This window comes from Jilunia laotingensis (assembly GCF_014385165.1).
GTDB lineage: Bacteria > Bacteroidota > Bacteroidia > Bacteroidales > Bacteroidaceae > Bacteroides > Bacteroides laotingensis.
This window is the reverse complement of the sequence record NZ_JACRTF010000001.1, coordinates 2235216-2251640: the sequence shown is the minus strand read 5'-3', so window position 1 is coordinate 2251640 and position 16425 is coordinate 2235216. Positions and strand designations below refer to the sequence as shown.

At 43.0% G+C, this 16425-nt stretch carries 12 protein-coding genes; 4 read left to right on the top strand and 8 right to left on the bottom strand.

Annotated elements, in window-relative coordinates; genetic code table 11:
- Window positions 1–4: 4 nt before the first annotated feature.
- The 5 genes from H8744_RS08490 to H8744_RS08470 form a co-directional block, all read right to left on the bottom strand.
- Window positions 5–4609 carry a translocation/assembly module TamB domain-containing protein gene (locus H8744_RS08490; protein WP_262434422.1) on the bottom strand — a complete coding sequence of 1535 codons (4605 nt, stop codon included), beginning with the start codon at window positions 4607–4609 and terminating at the stop codon, window positions 5–7.
- 66 nt (window positions 4610–4675) lie between these two features.
- On the bottom strand, window positions 4676–7012 hold the full coding sequence (locus H8744_RS08485; RefSeq protein ID WP_262434421.1) for a hybrid sensor histidine kinase/response regulator: 2337 nt from the start codon (window positions 7010–7012) through the stop codon (window positions 4676–4678).
- Between the two features lie 17 nt (window positions 7013–7029).
- Entirely contained in the window at window positions 7030–8382 is a 1353-nt protein-coding gene (locus H8744_RS08480; RefSeq protein ID WP_262434420.1) for an MATE family efflux transporter, read from the bottom strand.
- A 46-nt stretch (window positions 8383–8428) separates the two neighbouring features.
- On the bottom strand, window positions 8429–9667 hold the full coding sequence (locus H8744_RS08475) for a M16 family metallopeptidase (protein ID WP_262434419.1): 1239 nt from the start codon (window positions 9665–9667) through the stop codon (window positions 8429–8431).
- 44 nt (window positions 9668–9711) lie between these two features.
- Window positions 9712–10560: a peptidylprolyl isomerase gene (locus H8744_RS08470; protein WP_262434418.1), complete on the bottom strand. Its 849-nt coding sequence runs from the start codon at window positions 10558–10560 to the stop codon at window positions 9712–9714.
- Window positions 10561–10649: 89 nt separating this feature from the next.
- Between H8744_RS08470 and H8744_RS08465 the strand changes: the two genes are divergently transcribed.
- From H8744_RS08465 to H8744_RS08450, 4 genes are all read left to right on the top strand, one after another.
- Window positions 10650–12023, top strand: coding sequence for a sigma-54-dependent transcriptional regulator (locus tag H8744_RS08465; RefSeq protein ID WP_369411066.1), 1374 nt, complete (start codon window positions 10650–10652; stop codon window positions 12021–12023).
- Window positions 12024–12767: 744 nt separating this feature from the next.
- On the top strand, window positions 12768–12992 hold the full coding sequence (locus H8744_RS08460; RefSeq protein WP_262434416.1) for a hypothetical protein: 225 nt from the start codon (window positions 12768–12770) through the stop codon (window positions 12990–12992).
- 76 nt (window positions 12993–13068) lie between these two features.
- A complete protein-coding gene (locus tag H8744_RS08455; RefSeq protein WP_262434415.1) occupies window positions 13069–13317 on the top strand; it encodes a hypothetical protein in 249 nt (82 codons plus the stop codon).
- Window positions 13318–13509: 192 nt separating this feature from the next.
- Complete coding sequence (locus H8744_RS08450) at window positions 13510–14073, top strand: hypothetical protein (protein WP_262434414.1); 564 nt, start codon at window positions 13510–13512, stop codon at window positions 14071–14073.
- A gap of 106 nt (window positions 14074–14179) precedes the next feature.
- On the opposite strand, the gene H8744_RS08445 is transcribed toward H8744_RS08450, so the two are convergent.
- Genes H8744_RS08445 through H8744_RS08435 form a run of 3 tightly spaced genes read right to left on the bottom strand, consistent with a single transcriptional unit; the run spans window position 14180 to window position 16213 of the window.
- Complete coding sequence (locus H8744_RS08445) at window positions 14180–14851, bottom strand: RluA family pseudouridine synthase (protein WP_262434413.1); 672 nt, start codon at window positions 14849–14851, stop codon at window positions 14180–14182.
- A 9-nt stretch (window positions 14852–14860) separates the two neighbouring features.
- Window positions 14861–15607 carry a 3-oxoacyl-[acyl-carrier-protein] reductase gene (fabG, locus tag H8744_RS08440; protein WP_262434412.1) on the bottom strand — a complete coding sequence of 249 codons (747 nt, stop codon included), beginning with the start codon at window positions 15605–15607 and terminating at the stop codon, window positions 14861–14863.
- Between the two features lie 15 nt (window positions 15608–15622).
- Window positions 15623–16213: a TetR/AcrR family transcriptional regulator gene (locus tag H8744_RS08435; RefSeq protein ID WP_262434411.1), complete on the bottom strand. Its 591-nt coding sequence runs from the start codon at window positions 16211–16213 to the stop codon at window positions 15623–15625.
- Window positions 16214–16425: the final 212 nt, after the last annotated feature.

Sequence of the window (16425 nt, the reverse complement as noted above, 5' to 3'; positions counted from 1 at the left end):
GGTGCTACTTTTTATCCGAACTTCCTTCTTTATGCTCCGTCGAAACAGGCACAGGAGTAACTTTCTTCTTTTTAAATATAAATAATTCACTCAGGCGATCCAACTTCTTACGAAGTACCAAACCCAGTCCGGTCTCCGTAATTTCACCTTCAAACACCGACTCATAATTTTTATTATGGAATAACTTGATATACCGAGTGCCGGACTGGTCCAACCTATACTCCAGTGCAATATTGTCAATGAAAGATTCCACGTCGTTCGTCGTATTGGCTCCGGTTGACACTTTACCTCCCAACACAATTTGGAAACGATCGTTGAAGAAACGTTGCGAATAACTGAAACTGTAGTCTGTCCGTTTCCCTCCCGCATCGGCATCATCATGATCCTCTATGCCGAAAGAAAGATTCGCACCTTTAATGTTCTGGGTAAGTGCATTGATCTGGCTGGACAGCACAGAGTTCAATGCACTACCCATATTCAGATTCATTCCACCGGAACTGCCGGAATCTGCCAAGAAAATTCCCGTAACCATCATGGCGACTGCCTGCTTGCTTCGCTCATCAGGTCCCATTGCCAACAACTGGTTTTGCACGGCAGCATCATCGGGGGCATTAATTTCAAAAGCCAAGGAGAGATTATCAAGCCGATTCTTCACTACGATGGAAATATCGAAATTCACCATACGCGACGAACCGTCCTCCTGTGTCACCGAAGCCCGCATACGTTCAGTAGCTTGGAAGTTCAACAAAGGATCCATCACATTACCTGTCCATTCGATATAACTGCCATTCACTATCTGAAACTCTTTCAATGGTATCACCGGTAATTGGTATTTGAAGATTCCTCCCGTCAGCGTATACCGCCCTGTTAAAGTAAGATCCCCTTGTGGAGTATATTGCAGTGAAAGGTCTCCTCCACCCTCCAGTTCCACACGGTTACTACGATCTGGACTGAGATCGGCTTTCAGACGTACGGCCGGGTCGATATGTACCGTCATGATCATATCCAAACCACCCAGCGATAACGTTGGCACCTCCTCCTTTTGTAAGGCTGTAGAATCGGCAAACGATGTAAAGGTCACCAGACCGCTCAAACGATCCTGTACCGTAAGTGGAGAGTCAGTCATAACATACGTAACGTCCGTGTTACCCAATAGATTTATATTCCCCCGCATCATCAACCCATCCAACGGACCACGAACCGTAGCATCAAGATCGACATTAACCTTCCCATAAACAAGACTTTCTTTAGTACGTTTGGCATTAAGTAAGGTATAGTTTTCAGCCAGCATCTTCAAATTCGCCATCGGACGGCTCATATCGCGGAAATCCACATAACCGTCGATTGTAAAAGGATTCTTACTGGTGGTATATATAGCAAATTTATCAAATACGATACGATTGTTTTGTACCTGTATCGGCCGATTGTCGAACAAGAAACGTGCATCAGCCTGGCGGGCATATACGGAAACACTATCCAACGACAAGCCACCATTAACCAACGGATTATCCGTACTTCCGGTAATATGTAAATCGCCATCCATATCTCCGGTAAGAGCCACCATCTGATCCGGCACAAAAGCATTAGCAATCTTTAAAGGAAAGTGTTCCAAAGTGGAGTTCACCACAATGCTGTCTTTCCCTGAAGATGTTGGAAACAGAGAACCATCGGCAACCATGATTTCGGTCCCGTCATGCGTCAGATAGGTATTGACATATTGTCTTCCCTCGTCACCGGGCAACCAACTGGCACCTAATGTGATGTCACCGATACGCTGGCGTTCGTAAGTCAATTCGTCAATGGTAGCCTCAGCAGAAAGCTCCAATGATTTTTCCGTTTGTATATAATGTGCTTCAGCCGACAGCAGTCCGGTGATCTGCGGCATATAAGGCACAATGCTGAAAAGCTCATCCAAACGGATACGCCTCAATTCCACATCCATGTTCTGTAAAGAAACAGTATCACTAGTAAGTGATTGCATACGAATTCCCATCCCTTCTTTGTCCTGCATATCTACATTGGCGTACACGCGCATGTTTTTATGGAGGTATATCCAGTTATGATGTTCCACAAACCGGAACTTATGGAAAGCAATTATAGGTTCTTCAGGCACTAAAGTAAGGGCAATACCATTACCTTTCCCCTGCCCACCAGTCAACGGACGTGCATTGATTCCAAAGAGAAGTCCTGTCTCTCCTTTATTATTAATATACTGTGCTGTCAGTTCGGCATCTTTATCCCGAATCTCCCCTGTTAATGTTGATTTAAATGTGATTTGTGGATTATTAGGTCCGTTAATCACCCCACCACGCAGATTAATGCGACTGGTATCCTGCTTCAAGGTAAGGAATAGGGTATCAAGTTGAAGCGTGTCTATTTTGAGTGCATGAAGGGATGCTTTTGCATTGATTCCCCAATCCGGGGCACAACCTATTTTGACGGACGCATCCTTATAAGAAATATTTTGAGTAGACAGATACCAAGCCATCGGATTATCTCGGCCGGCCGAGAAAGAAAATACAGCGGTGGGAAGTGCCTTACGCAATTCAACATGGTTGAGTTCTTTATCATCAATCTGCCTCATCAACACATCAGCAAAATGAGTCGATTCACGAATCAAAGGTTCTAATCCGGCACGGGCACTAAGATTCAATTTTAGGTCACCGGAAGTCAAATGAGTAAACACACGATTCTTACGGACTTCTCCGGAAAACAGGAATGCCAGTTGCCTTTCCACCTTTATATTGTCAGTTGTTTTGCCTACCTTGGAATTTGTATTTGCAGACGGTTTGTTAAAACCGATACCAAAGAGTTTTTCGGTATCCAGATACGTAACATCCATATCCACTTTACCATCAGGATAGTTATGAGCCAAGTTGTATTCGGCATCCAATTTCATCTTTAGCAAAGGATTATCACTGGTGAGTTGCGCTGTCGCAACTGCTCCTTTCAACGTTCCGCTTAGGTCAATGCCGGAAATATGATAATTGGCATAATCCAACTGTCCGACAGAAGCTTGTACAGTGGCATAAGAACGATAAGAAGTAAAGTCCAGTCCACGCCCCTTAGCCGTTAGAGACGCTGTAAACCCATATATAGAGTCTTTCGGCAAAAAATGGTCAATCTGCAAATCCTCAATCTTAAGGTCGGCATTGTATACTTCCGTACTACTATTAAGCGCAGCGGAAAGATTTAACAAGCCTTCCTTCTCCTTTAGTTTAAGACGGGCGGTATATTCAGGCCCTTCCATCCCGAGCCGGGCATCAAGCTGCATACTGTCAGGAATTACAAGAGGTGCCCCCGGTTGCATATCAGCCAATGTAGTAAGGAAATTCAGATTTCCAGTTCGCATCTTCAAGTCAAGTGAAGCGGAACGGGTAAGACTATCCGTTATATTATAAAGTTCGCCACCACCGTCTACCGAGAAAGCCCCTGGCAGATCTATCTTAAAACGGGAAATCTGCATTAATTTCAGGTTACCTTCGGTTCCCGCCTGTATAACAAGCGGACGGAACGGATAAGCTTCCTTGAAAGCTTCAGGAAGAGAACCGGCAAAAAGCATGACATCCTGTTTTCCGATAAGGGCATTAAAGCGAGCTGTCAACCGTCCTGTAGTCGGAATATTCACCAATTCCCAATAAGTCTGGGCAGTAAGACTCATTTCCGAGTGGGGGGTCAACAAACGAAAATCCGGTACACGGATTACCGTACTGTCAGCATATACACGACCGGTAAGAGATGTGATGCTCAGGCCGGAACGCTCATTCATGGAAAATTCACGGATAGCGGCATTTATATCACGTCCTTTATAAAGGACAGAATCTATTCCGATACGAATATCCCGTAATGCGACATGTGCTGGATCAAACCCAGAGGTGGGTTCAGTGTTGCCCGTATCATAATTAACGGAAGTACCGCTAAGCAAGAAAGACGCCAAACTATAATACTGATTCTTAAGATCGGCAGAAACATCCTTGACAGCTGCCTCACCGACATGGGTTGCCAACCGCATGGAATCGCCCGGAAGCTGCATACTGAACGATACATTATCTAAATTAAGTGCATGCAGATCAATCTTCCAATTTACAGGAGTAGAAGCAGTATCGGCTTTTTCGGTAGCGGTTGTATCATTTAGAATAAGGCTGATGTGCGTGTCGGATAATTCAGTCCGGTTAATTATTGCAGACTCATTCTTTAGATCAACGCCATGGCTCTCCAGAAAAAAACGTCCTAACACACCACGTATTTGCATGCCGTCAATCAAATGAGCAGAATTAACTGAAACACGCTGCAAAGTAATATCATCCACTTCGACACGTCCTTTGAAAAGGGGCATCGCCTGTACACTTACATTCAAACTGCCCAGAGTAAGCAAAGTATCAGGAGCCTGTATGACTTCTACATCCCGCACTAAAAGGTTCAAAGGGAAACGAAGATCGATGCGGCCAACGTTTATCTCCATACCGGTAGCTTTGGAAGCAAATTCAGTAGCTTGCTTCCGCAAAAAATTCTGTACGGGAGGCACATACAGCAATACCATAAGTATTACAAACAACAATATAGGGGTGAGTATAATCCAGATCACCCATCTTATCCATTTTCGTTTCATTAAAACGTGAATTCAGTACTTAGTATAATTGGTACAAAGTAAAACAATTTTTTGCACAAAAAAGATTTATAGAGTAGCTAAATACTTTCCTGCTTCTTCAACGACCTGTCTCAAAAGAGGTAAAACCGTCATTGTGGTCTGCTTTACCTCATCAGACCAAACTTTTCCACGGCAACCTTCAAGTTTGGTTAGTAATAAAACAATTTGTGACGCTCCCATCATTGTGAAAAGCGGAAGAAGTTTATGGGCCAAACCGGCAATCACCTCCGAATCTTCCATCTGCAAAGAGTGTTCCATCCGATTTATATTTTTCCCCGTTTCCTCAACAAAACTGGATAGAATGGAACGCGACGCATCCGGATCATCCTCCGAAAAAGCAATCAGTGACTTAAAGTCAAATGCTGCCAAACGGGGGACTCTTGTATCATTACATTGTATAGAAACAGGATGGTAGTTATCTCCAACCCCTACCTTTTCAATAAGTTCCGCCACCGTAAAAGGTTTGTGCAAACAACCGGCAAAACCATATTCAATAAAAGCCGGTTCATCCATATCACTACGAGCAGTAACGGCAATCACCGGGATCGTCTTAGCCTGAGGAATATTGGAAGCGCGAAGCAATTTAAGCAGATCGAATCCGTTAATGGCTGGCATCTGCACATCTGTAAGCAAAACATCGAAATGATCTTCACGAAGATATTCTGTCAACTCGTCCAACTGTTCACAACAAACTGCATCAATTCCATGTTGTTGAAGCATGGCAGCCGTAAGGGTTAGTTGAATCTTGTCATCATCGATCAGAAGAACCCGTATAGGATACGATACTTTCATATCTTCTGTCGATGCATCAACCTTGTTCTCAGCCCGATCTCGCTTGGACTCAGAACTTGACCCTTTCCCGGAGATATATTCTTGCCCGCCCACTGGGAAAAGCGGTAAAACGACCGTAAAAGTACTTCCTTCCTCCAATACACTATGCACATGAATATTTCCTTCAAGCAATACAACTAATTTATGCACTATCGATAGTCCCAAGCCAAACCCTTCTTCGCCCTGGGCACCCGGAAGGCGCGTGAATTCCTGAAAGATACGTTCTTGATCCTCCGGTGCCATTCCCTTTCCCGTATCTTTGACATCAATACGCATACTGGAAGAATTATAACTAGCAACAATGGTTATAGAACCTTCAGACGTGAATTTTACGGCATTGGATAAAAGGTTATTCACAATCTGGCGGATACGGAGCGGATCACTAACAAAACGCCCATCCAATGAGGAATCTATCTCACAACAAAGTGCAAGACCTTTATGAGATGTGAGGGGTTCGAAACTGACCCGGATTTCTTCAAAAAGTTGTGAAGGGTTGAAAGTTACCCGATGTATTTCAGCCTTATTAAGATCGAGGCGGTGAAAATCAAGCAAATCGCTCACCAACCTCAATAAATGTTGTGAAGAGCTTTTCATGTTATCAAGATAGAATCGCTGACGTTCATCTCCAGTGAGCCGGGTCAGCAGATCTGTATACCCAATGATAGAACCGAGAGGTGCCTTAAAATCGTGGGTAATAGCAAGCATCAGCTTTTCACGGGCTTCAAGAAGTTCCTGCGCACGCTGGTTGGCCTCTTCCAATTGATGTCGATACCGGTTACTACGAGTTATATCTCTCCAAATCAGCAACAAGAAAAAAGCAGATAATAACACAGCACCAATCGCTATGCCTCCAATGGTTTGGGCGGATCGCTGCCGGATGTCCTGTGCCTTTTCCGCTTCATCCTGAGCCCGCTGCATCTCATTTAATTCATAACTTTTCACCAGACTGTCGATTCGGGCTGTCAACTGTGTATCCAATCGACGGAACTGTGTATTTCTGTGCCGAATAACCGTTTTCTTACGTGCTTTTTTCTGTTCACTGGCAGCCCGAAGCTTCTGATGTAAGGAATCGGCTGGATTATAAGCTTCAAGAATGGTATCGGTGGCAAATTCCAACGAAGTATTGACCAAGACTGCCGTATCTTGTTTAGAAGGGACAAAAGCTTCGGCCAACCGTTTGAAGAAGCCTTTCTTCTTGGGTTTGGTAATCAACGAATCCCGTTTCGTAATTACCCGATGCTGAACACGTTGCTGAGTAACAACAGAATCTTGTTCGGCAATGATCTCTTCTATTTCCCTTGCAGAAAGAAGACTATCGTTCGCCTCACTCAGTACACGCAACATTTGAATCGTATTACGATCCTTTTCGCGGAGGAGGATCAACAAGCTATCTGTCATCAGATTCTGTTGGTCATCGGAAGCAGCAAGTGTATCCATTTCCCTACGTACAAATATGAGGGAGAAGAAAAGAATAGCTAACAAAAGAGAATATCCAGCCGCTATCTTGAACTTGGTAAAACGGGAAGGAGTCATAACTATAAAACGTGAAATCAAGAGTGCAAAGTCCGGGTTTTATACCGGAAACGCAACCACAACATAACGCCTGCACTGGTCAATCCGAAAGGAAAAGCCATCCAAACCCCGACAGCTCCCCAGTTCAAAACAAAACCACAGAAATAGCCCACCGGCAGGGAAATAATGAAGTAAGCAATAAAAGCAATCAGCATCATAGGCTTTACATCAGAGATACCTCGCAAAGCATTGGCAAAATTGATCTGAAGTCCATCGCCAAATTGATAGACCAACATCGGAATGATCAGCAAGGCTACCAAGGCAGACACTTCTTCGTTATCAGTGAACCATCCGCCAAGGTAATTACGGAACAGAAATACGATGCCCCCTAATACCAACGCCATCGCCATGATAAGTTGGAATCCGGCATAAGCAGAGCGGCGCACATTTACCATATCCTCCTGACCTTTAAAATTACTTACCCGAACAGCGACCGCAGCACCCATACCGTAAAACATCATAAACGTGAACTGTGAAATAGCGCACATGATTTGATGAGAAGCAAGCGCGATCGTACCCAACCAGCCAATCATTACCGCGCTTAAGCTGAAGGAAGCTGTTTCCATGCCCATTTGAAAAGCCACCGGCCAACCAAGTGCATTCAAACGCATAAACATCGGACGAGACCATCCCAACCTGAAAAAGCCCACTTTGTAACGAAGAAAACAGCGGCTACCGAAAAATACAAGAGCAAACACCAATACCATCACAATGCGCGAAAAGAGGGTACTGATACCTGCACCTAACAACCCCAGTTCGGGACACCCCAACTTACCGTTTATCAGAATATAATTTCCAACAATATTAAGCACATTACCCCCTAACAATATCCACATGGCAGTCTTAGTATCCGTAATGCCATCAGTGAACTGCTTGAATCCATTAAACAGTAAAACAAAAACAATAGAAATAAGTAAAACGATATAATAAGGTTTGATCAAAGGCATCAGTTCTGCCGGTTGACCCAGGTGTTCAACATTCAGATAGAGAATGCCCATTATCAGCGTAAGCAGCAACCCTACCAATAAATTAGCCAGCAAACTACACCGCAAGGCCTGACCTGCAGGAGCGAACTTACGATTTCCATAAAAGCTCCCTACCACCGGAGTCAGTCCGTAGGAAAAACCTGTGCTAAATATAATGACCAAATTAAATACATTGTTCACAAAAGAAGCCGCACCCAATTCACTGGTACTATGGTGACCGATCATCAACGTATCGGCAAATCCTAAAACAATGACTCCAACCTGACCGATAACAATGGGAAGTCCCAAAAGAAACAAAGCTTTATAATGCCCTTTATAGGTATTATAGAAGGTTCTCAAATTCATATTCTCACAGCTGTTATTTTGTGTATCTTATTCCTACTTTCCAAATTCAATTCTCTGCACGGTAATGCAACACCACGCTATTATCTTCAACAAAGGCTTTTTGAGCGACTGACTGCAACTGGTCTGAAGTGACAGACCGGTAATGCTCTACTTCCTTTTCCATATCTTCCGCCTGCCCATTCAGTTCGAACCAAGCAAGATTGGTGGCCACATTCAGGTAGTTTATATTACCGAATATCTGGGTAGATTCAAATTTATTTTTTACTTTCTCCAATTCTTGTTCTACAACGGCCTCACGTTGCAGCATCTCCAATTCCCGACGCACTGCATTTTCTGCTTCTTCCAAGGAAACGCCTGCTGCCGGTTTGCCGGCAATATGAAACAGCCCGGCATCCACCGAACCGGCAATATAAGCATCAATGCTTGAAAATATCTGCTTATCCTGCACCAAGTGCTGGTTCAACCGACTGGAACGACCATTGCTCAAAATGTCCGAAAGAATATCAAAGGCATAATAATCGGGATGCAAACGGTCGCACATGTGATATGCCATAAAGAGGGAATCAAGCGGGACATTACGTTCAACCGTCATACGCCGCCCTTCGGTTTGCAAAGGCTCTTGCGGCAATTGGCGCACAGGCACGTCGCGACGTGGAATCGCCCCGAACCATTTCTCCGTAAGCATCACTGTTTCTTCGAACGAAATATTTCCCGTTACGGCAAGTACGGCATTATTAGGCGCATAATAACGAAAGAAAAATTCTTTTACCTCTTCCAGCGTTGCATTGGCAATATGCGACAATTCTTTACCGATGGTAGGCCATTGATAGGGATGCACTTTATAGGCTAGAGGACGTAAGAGATGCCCCACATCCCCATAAGGCTGATTGAGGCATCTCTGTTTAAACTCTTCCATGACCACCCCCCGCTGTACCTCCAGGCTTCGCTCGTTGAAATCAAGGCTCAGCATACGGTCGGACTCAAGCCAGAAACCGATTTCCACGTTCTGACGGGGCACGGTAAGGTAATAATTAGTGATATCGTTATTTGTCCAGGCATTATTCTCTCCGCCAGCCAACTGTAAAGGTGCGTCATAATCGGGAATATTGACCGAGCCACCAAACATAAGATGCTCGAAAAGATGCGCAAACCCTGTATGTTCCGGATGTTCATCGCGGGCACCTACATTATATAATATATTCAATGCCACCATTTGTGTACTGTTGTCCTGCGAATGCACCAACCTTAGTCCATTGCCGAGTATATGCCTGTTTATTTTCAACATCTTAATTCTCCACTTTTCACTATACCTTCTTCACTTTTCTCTACTCACTTCTCCACTTCGACTTTAATGATCTTCACATCTTCTTCGGGACGGTCGTTACGGTCTGTTTTCACATTCTGTATCTTATCAACGATGTCCATACCTTCTACAACCTCGCCAAATACAGTATATTCACCATCCAAATGTGGCGTGCCTCCTACTGTGGTATATGCCTCTACCTGCTCTTTGGTGAAACGGAACTCCGGCTGCTTGGCTGCCTCTTCTTGCGCCTGCGCAAACAATTTTTCCTGCAAATCGTACAATCCTTCTTCATTGTTCTCCTTGCGCATCTTATAGATTTCCTTCATATGTTTTTGAGCCAATGCATTGAAGAGAGTCGTCAGTTTGTTTTCGTTCATCTGTTTCTCCATATTAAGTAAAGTAGAATCATTATACACCTTTCCGGTTACGATATAGAACTGACAGCCGGAGGACTCTTTCTTCGGATTCACATTATCTCCCTGACGGGCAGCCGACAATGCTCCTCTCTTATGGAAATACTTCGGATAAACAATCTCTGCCGGAATCGTATAACCTACGTCACCGGCACCCAGCATCTTGCCTTTCGGTGCATTTTTTGAATCGGGATCACCGGCCTGAACCATGAAATCCTTTATGACACGATGAAACAACGTACCGTCATACATTCCTTCCTTTGCCAGCTTAATAAAATTATCCCGATGCTTCGGTGTTTCATTATACAACTTGACTTTGATATCACCAAGCGTCGTTTCAATTTTCAACATTGTTTCTTTCTGATTTTCCATATCTGAATCTTTCTTTTGTCCTGACTTACAAGAAGCCATACCCACGTAAGCCAGCACGGTTAATAGTATTAATAAATTCCTCTTCATAACACTTTCATTTAATTTAAGTTTGCAAATATACGATTTTAGTATAAAACCCCTTACCTTTGTCACTCACAAAAATGGCTAAAGCTGAGATCATGAAATCTATACTGATAATCGAAGACGATATTACCTACGGCATGATGTTGAAAACATGGTTAGGAAAGAAAGGTTTTGAAGTATCCTCGGAAAGTAACATAGCCCGGGCGAAGAAACATATCGACACGGAAATGCCTGACCTGATCCTTTCCGACCTTCGATTGCCCGACCAGGACGGAATCCACTTGCTGTCGTGGATGAACGAACGTGGTATGGATATTCCTTTGATCATAATGACCGGATACGCAGATATTCAAACGGCCGTACAAGCCATCAAACTGGGTGCCCGTGATTACATTGCCAAACCGGTTAACCCGGAAGAACTTCTTAAGAAAATATCCGAAGCTTTACAGAACAAAGAAGGTCATGCAGCCGTTCCCAGCAAACCAAACTCAAATAAAATGACTCCTTCACCACTTAAAGTTTCAAACTCGCCAACAGACAATCCTGCGTATTTGGAAGGTGAAAGTGATGCAGCCAAGCAACTCTATAATTATGTCGGATTGGTAGCTCCGACAAATATGTCCGTACTGATCAACGGTGCGAGTGGAACAGGAAAAGAGTATGTAGCCCACCGTATCCATCAGCTAAGTAAGCGCGCGGACAAGCCCTTTATCGCCATCGACTGCGGCTCCATTCCAAAAGAACTGGCAGCTTCCGAATTCTTCGGTCACATCAAAGGCTCATTTACGGGGGCACTGACTGATAAAACGGGGGCCTTCGTTGCAGCCAACGGAGGCACGATCTTTTTGGATGAGATAGGGAACCTCAGTTATGAAGTGCAGATACAACTTCTCCGTGCCTTACAGGAACGAAGAATACGCCCTGTTGGTTCCACACAAGAGATCACTGTTGACATACGTCTTGTGTCCGCTACCAATGAGAATCTGGAACAAGCCATCGAAAAAGGAACTTTCCGTGAAGACCTCTACCATCGTATCAATGAGTTTACGCTACGTATGCCCACCTTAAAAGAACGCGGAGAGGACATTCTACTCTTTGCCAACTTCTTTCTAGACCAAGCAAACAAGGAGTTGGATAAACAATTAATAGGTTTTGATGCAAAAGCTTCCCGACTGTTACTTGACTATCATTGGCCGGGCAACCTCCGGCAAATGAAAAATATCATTAAACGTGCCACACTCCTTGCCCAAGGCAGTTTTATCACTCCAATGGAGTTGGGGAGCGAACTATCAGAAACGCCTGTGCCGAGCAATAATATGGCGTTGAAGAACGAAGAGATTGAAAAAGAGCATATACTGGAAGCACTCAGGCAGACCGGGAATAATAAAAGTAAAGCTGCACAACTACTGAATATTGATCGGAAAACACTTTATAATAAACTGAAATTGTATGGGATAGAACTTTAGACGGATGCTTCAACAACCAGCATTTACCTAATCACACAGAGCCTAACCTATTTTCTTCTTGCTCCTCATCGGGAATATAAAACAGTCAATTGTTTAAGAAGATCTCGCAGTAACATTAACCCATACTTTAGCCATTTGAGAATTGTATTATATCGATGAGGGAGAAGATTCCCCCATATATCCTTCAGTGCGGTGGCGGAAACGAGATTATCCGATCATCCTCTTGCGGTAACACTTAGAGAAAATTTGTGACACAATCTTACCCCCGGACTGAGGGCATTCCACCTCGGTGATGAACACCCCCTTGATCACCGATGAAGAGGTCCTTCATCACCGAGGAAGGGGGCGTTGATCACCGAGGTAGAAACAGAGACTATTGCGCATTGATTATCAATTATTTAATTTTATCTATTTGATATAACCATACAGACATGGGATAGTGGAATTTATTGACATGCTCCAAATAGATGCTTTTGTATACATCTACAAAGGACATGACGCTTTCCACAACCACTTTTTACTCGATAGGGTAAGAATTACCCATCAAATCGTAGAATAATTCCACACTATTTCCCACAGTTTCCACACTTTTCCACGATGACAGCAAAAGAAAGAAAATACTATTGCAATGATAATAAGCGCATTAAGTTTCGATTGATATTCTGGCATACCCTTTGAATTAATTCTCCTGTATGCGTTCAGCAACAATGCCAACGATACAATAATTTAAATAAATATATAGTCATGAAAAAGTTAGTAATAGTAGTAGCAATGTTTATGTTTGTTTGTAGTGGTTCATTCCTTGCAATGGCTCAGGACCCTGTTAAGACTCAGCCTGCAACTGAACAAACAGAAGGCACAGAAGATTCAACAACTTCTGAGCCAGCAAAGGAAGAACCTAAAACAGAAGAACCGGCTCAAGATGCTCCAGCTCAAGATGCCCCGGCAACAGAAACTCCTGCTAACTAATCAATTATAAAACCTGTCCACCTTAACGAGAGAGAATTGAAACTTATAGTCTTAAGATTTTTAAAGCAATGAAATTATGAAAAAGCTAGTATCAGTAGTAGCAATGTTTATGTTTGTTTGTGGTAGTTCAACCTTTGCAATGGCTCAGGATCCTGTTAAGACTCAGCCCGCAACTGAACAAACCAAAGGCACAGAGGATTCAACAACTTCTGAACCTGCAAAGGATGAACCGAAAGCAGAAGAGCCGAAATCTAATGAACCGGCTCAGGACGCTCCGGCCCAAAACAAGCCTGAAACAGAAGCTCCTGCTCAGTCTGCCGAATAATAGTAAGCATACTAAACATAAAAAGTCATCCCTACTTGTCTATTCAAGGGATGACTTTTTTGTTTTACAAATATTCTCTCCAATTCGTTTCCCGTCCAGAAATAAATATGTATCTTGCCGACCTTTTAAGGGAGCAATAACCCGTCCATCTGTTTTTGCTCCCATTCGCAAAGCAATCAAAATTATAAGACTATGAAATATTTTTGTAAACAGAACAGATTTGCCCATTTGGCAATAGTAGTGACTTTATGCTGCTTCATTTTCGGAGCATGTAGCAACGATGACGATGATACCGATAAAAATCCTCCGGCACCGGATAAGGGTACACCGACTTTTAGCTTCTCATACAGCATAGGAGATGCCGAATTACTAAAGTATATCGATGTGACTATCATCAGCATAGATGCTTCTGGAAATCAAAAGACGGAAAAAGTTTCCTCCTTCCCTTGGACACAAACCAGCACAACGGATAATTTGCCTTGCACTGCCGGATACAGAGTAAAACTATCATTGAAAGAAGGGGCCGATCTGACAAAAGCCACCTATCCTATCAGCCAAGTATTAAATATAAATAACAGATATGGCGTAGTAAAAGACAACAGTGAATTATCCGGATATAACAGCACAAGCAGTTTAGCTTTAAAAGATGCTGCTACAGCAAAGCTAATCCTAGAAAGACATGCCCAAAGCGATTTCTTCTACACGCTCAACGAAGATGGTAAAGGAGGAGCCGCAACAGAAATACCACTAAAATAGATAGAAAGTTTACCGATTACAATTACAGGTTGACTCATAATAAATAGATTTGCACAGTTCCTACGATATGTACAAACCTATTTCTATCTGACAGAAATGACTATGGTCAAATCATCTCGAAACCGTTCCATAAATTCCCCTCCGGCACAGGAGCATCGAGTTCAATCAATTTCTTAGATACCGGATGAATGAAGCTCACATGACGCGCATGGAGACAAATGCTACCATCCGGATTCGATCGTGGAAATCCATATTTCAGATCCCCTTTAATAGGACAACCTATCTTCGCCAACTGGCATCGGATCTGATGATGCCGCCCTGTTTTCAAGTCTACTTCCAGAAGAAAATAATTCTGTGAACGCCCGATGAGACGGTAGTTCAGAATAGCTTTTTTACTATTTGGCACCTCCCTATCAGATGCGTAACTCTTATTTTGCCTTTCATTGCGTACCAGATAATGCACCAACTCCCCTTCCGGTTCTTTTGGAGCATTTTTCACAATAGCCCAATAAGTCTTTTTCACCTCACCATTCTTGAACATTTCATTCAATCGCGGAAGTGCCTTACTGGTTTTAGCAAAAACAACAAGACCGCTTACGGGCCGATCCAGCCGGTGAGTGACACCGATAAAGACATTTCCGGCTTTTGCATACTTCTCTTTCAAATACAGCTTGACAGTTTCTGAGAGAGGAGTATCGCCCGTTTTGTCTCCCTGAACAATCTCGGAAGCAGTCTTATTGACTACAATTATATGATTGTCTTCGTATATGACGGTCATACCGAAGAATTACATATTCATACCGCCATCTACCTGAATCACCTGGCCGGATACATATGAAGACATGTCAGAAGCCAAGAATGTTGCAATGTTAGCCACATCTTCGGGCGTACCACCACGACGCAAAGGAATCTTTTTTGCCCATTCAGCTCTTACTTCATCAGATAGTGCAGCCGTCATGTCGGTAAGAATAAATCCCGGAGCAATGGCATTCGCACGAATACCACGTGAACCCAATTCCTGTGCAATGGATTTGGCCAATGCGATCATACCGGCTTTTGAAGCAGCATAGTTGGCTTGCCCTGCATTGCCATGAACGCCCACAACAGATGCCATATTAATAATACTACCTGCCTTCTGACGCATCATCACCGGAGTACAAGCATGAATAAAATTAAAAGCAGATTTCAGATTGACGTTGATAACCATATCCCACTGTTGTTCGCTCATACGCATCATCAACCCGTCACGTGTGATACCGGCGTTATTTACCAGAATATCAATACGACCAAAATCTTTATGGATTTCTTCTACCACTTTAGCAGTATCTTCAAAATTCGCCGCATTCGAAGCATATCCTTTGGCTTTTACGCCCATTGCTTCTAATTCTCTTGCTGTGTTTTGTGCATTTTCATCGATCACCAAGTCAGTAAAAGCAATGTTTGCTCCCTCAGAAGCGAATTTTAAAGCGATAGCTTTACCAATACCACGAGCAGCACCGGTTACGATAGCTGTCTTTCCGTCTAATAATCCCATAACAAATTGATTTAATTAAATTTCTGTTCTATGTAATGCACCAAACACTATGTTGGCCACATATTTCTTACGGGTTTCCATATCCAAATCAGCTCCTATCTGGCCCCGGATATAAGGAACCTCAATACCTTTCACACAATAATGCACCAAATTAGCCGTCATATCGATGTCATCAATATGAAAAACGCCTTTGTCGTTGCCTTCTTGCAAAACGCCTTTGAAAAGCAATACTTCTTTGGTATCAAACTTCTTACGAACCTTCTCCACTCTCCATATATCACGGAAGAAGTACGCACGCAATGTACCATTCCTGTATACCACCTCTTTCACCGCATCCAACCGCGTGTAGATCATCTCAATAATCTTCTTGTCCGGAGAAATATCCTTATCAGCCACCCGTTTCATCATATCCGACAATATGTCCAACTCAGATTCCACAACTGCCAGATAAATCTCGTCTTTACTTTTAAAATAAGTATAAAGTGTTCTTCTACCTTTCTTAGATGCAAGCGCGATATCATTCATCGTGGTATTCTCAACCCCCATCTTGGCAAATAATTGACGGGCGACATCTACTAATCTGGCTTTTGTTTTTGATACGGTCATAGGTTATAAATTGCACATTGCTGAATAATTTGAGCAAAAGTAACTCTTTTCTTTCGACCAAACAAGAAAAAGACAAGATTATTAACAATTGTATATTAAAATACAAAAAAGCTGAAGGGGATATCCATACTCTATTAGTAATCAGCTGAATAATCTATTATTAATATCTTTTTAGAAAAAAACTTAGAGAATAATTTGTTTTATTCCAGAAA

Coding starts and splice junctions, on each gene's coding strand:
- H8744_RS08460 (WP_262434416.1), top strand. CDS start 12,768: ATGAAAAAGTTAGTAATAGTAGTAGCAATGTTTATGTTTGTTTGTAGT.
- H8744_RS08450 (WP_262434414.1), top strand. CDS start 13,510: ATGAAATATTTTTGTAAACAGAACAGATTTGCCCATTTGGCAATAGTA.
- H8744_RS08470 (WP_262434418.1), bottom strand. CDS start 10,560: ATGAAGAGGAATTTATTAATACTATTAACCGTGCTGGCTTACGTGGGT.
- H8744_RS08485 (WP_262434421.1), bottom strand. CDS start 7,012: ATGACTCCTTCCCGTTTTACCAAGTTCAAGATAGCGGCTGGATATTCT.
- fabG (WP_262434412.1), bottom strand. CDS start 15,607: ATGGGATTATTAGACGGAAAGACAGCTATCGTAACCGGTGCTGCTCGT.
- H8744_RS08490 (WP_262434422.1), bottom strand. CDS start 4,609: ATGAAACGAAAATGGATAAGATGGGTGATCTGGATTATACTCACCCCT.
- H8744_RS08475 (WP_262434419.1), bottom strand. CDS start 9,667: ATGTTGAAAATAAACAGGCATATACTCGGCAATGGACTAAGGTTGGTG.
- H8744_RS08445 (WP_262434413.1), bottom strand. CDS start 14,851: ATGACCGTCATATACGAAGACAATCATATAATTGTAGTCAATAAGACT.
- H8744_RS08435 (WP_262434411.1), bottom strand. CDS start 16,213: ATGACCGTATCAAAAACAAAAGCCAGATTAGTAGATGTCGCCCGTCAA.
- H8744_RS08480 (WP_262434420.1), bottom strand. CDS start 8,382: ATGAATTTGAGAACCTTCTATAATACCTATAAAGGGCATTATAAAGCT.
- H8744_RS08455 (WP_262434415.1), top strand. CDS start 13,069: ATGAAAAAGCTAGTATCAGTAGTAGCAATGTTTATGTTTGTTTGTGGT.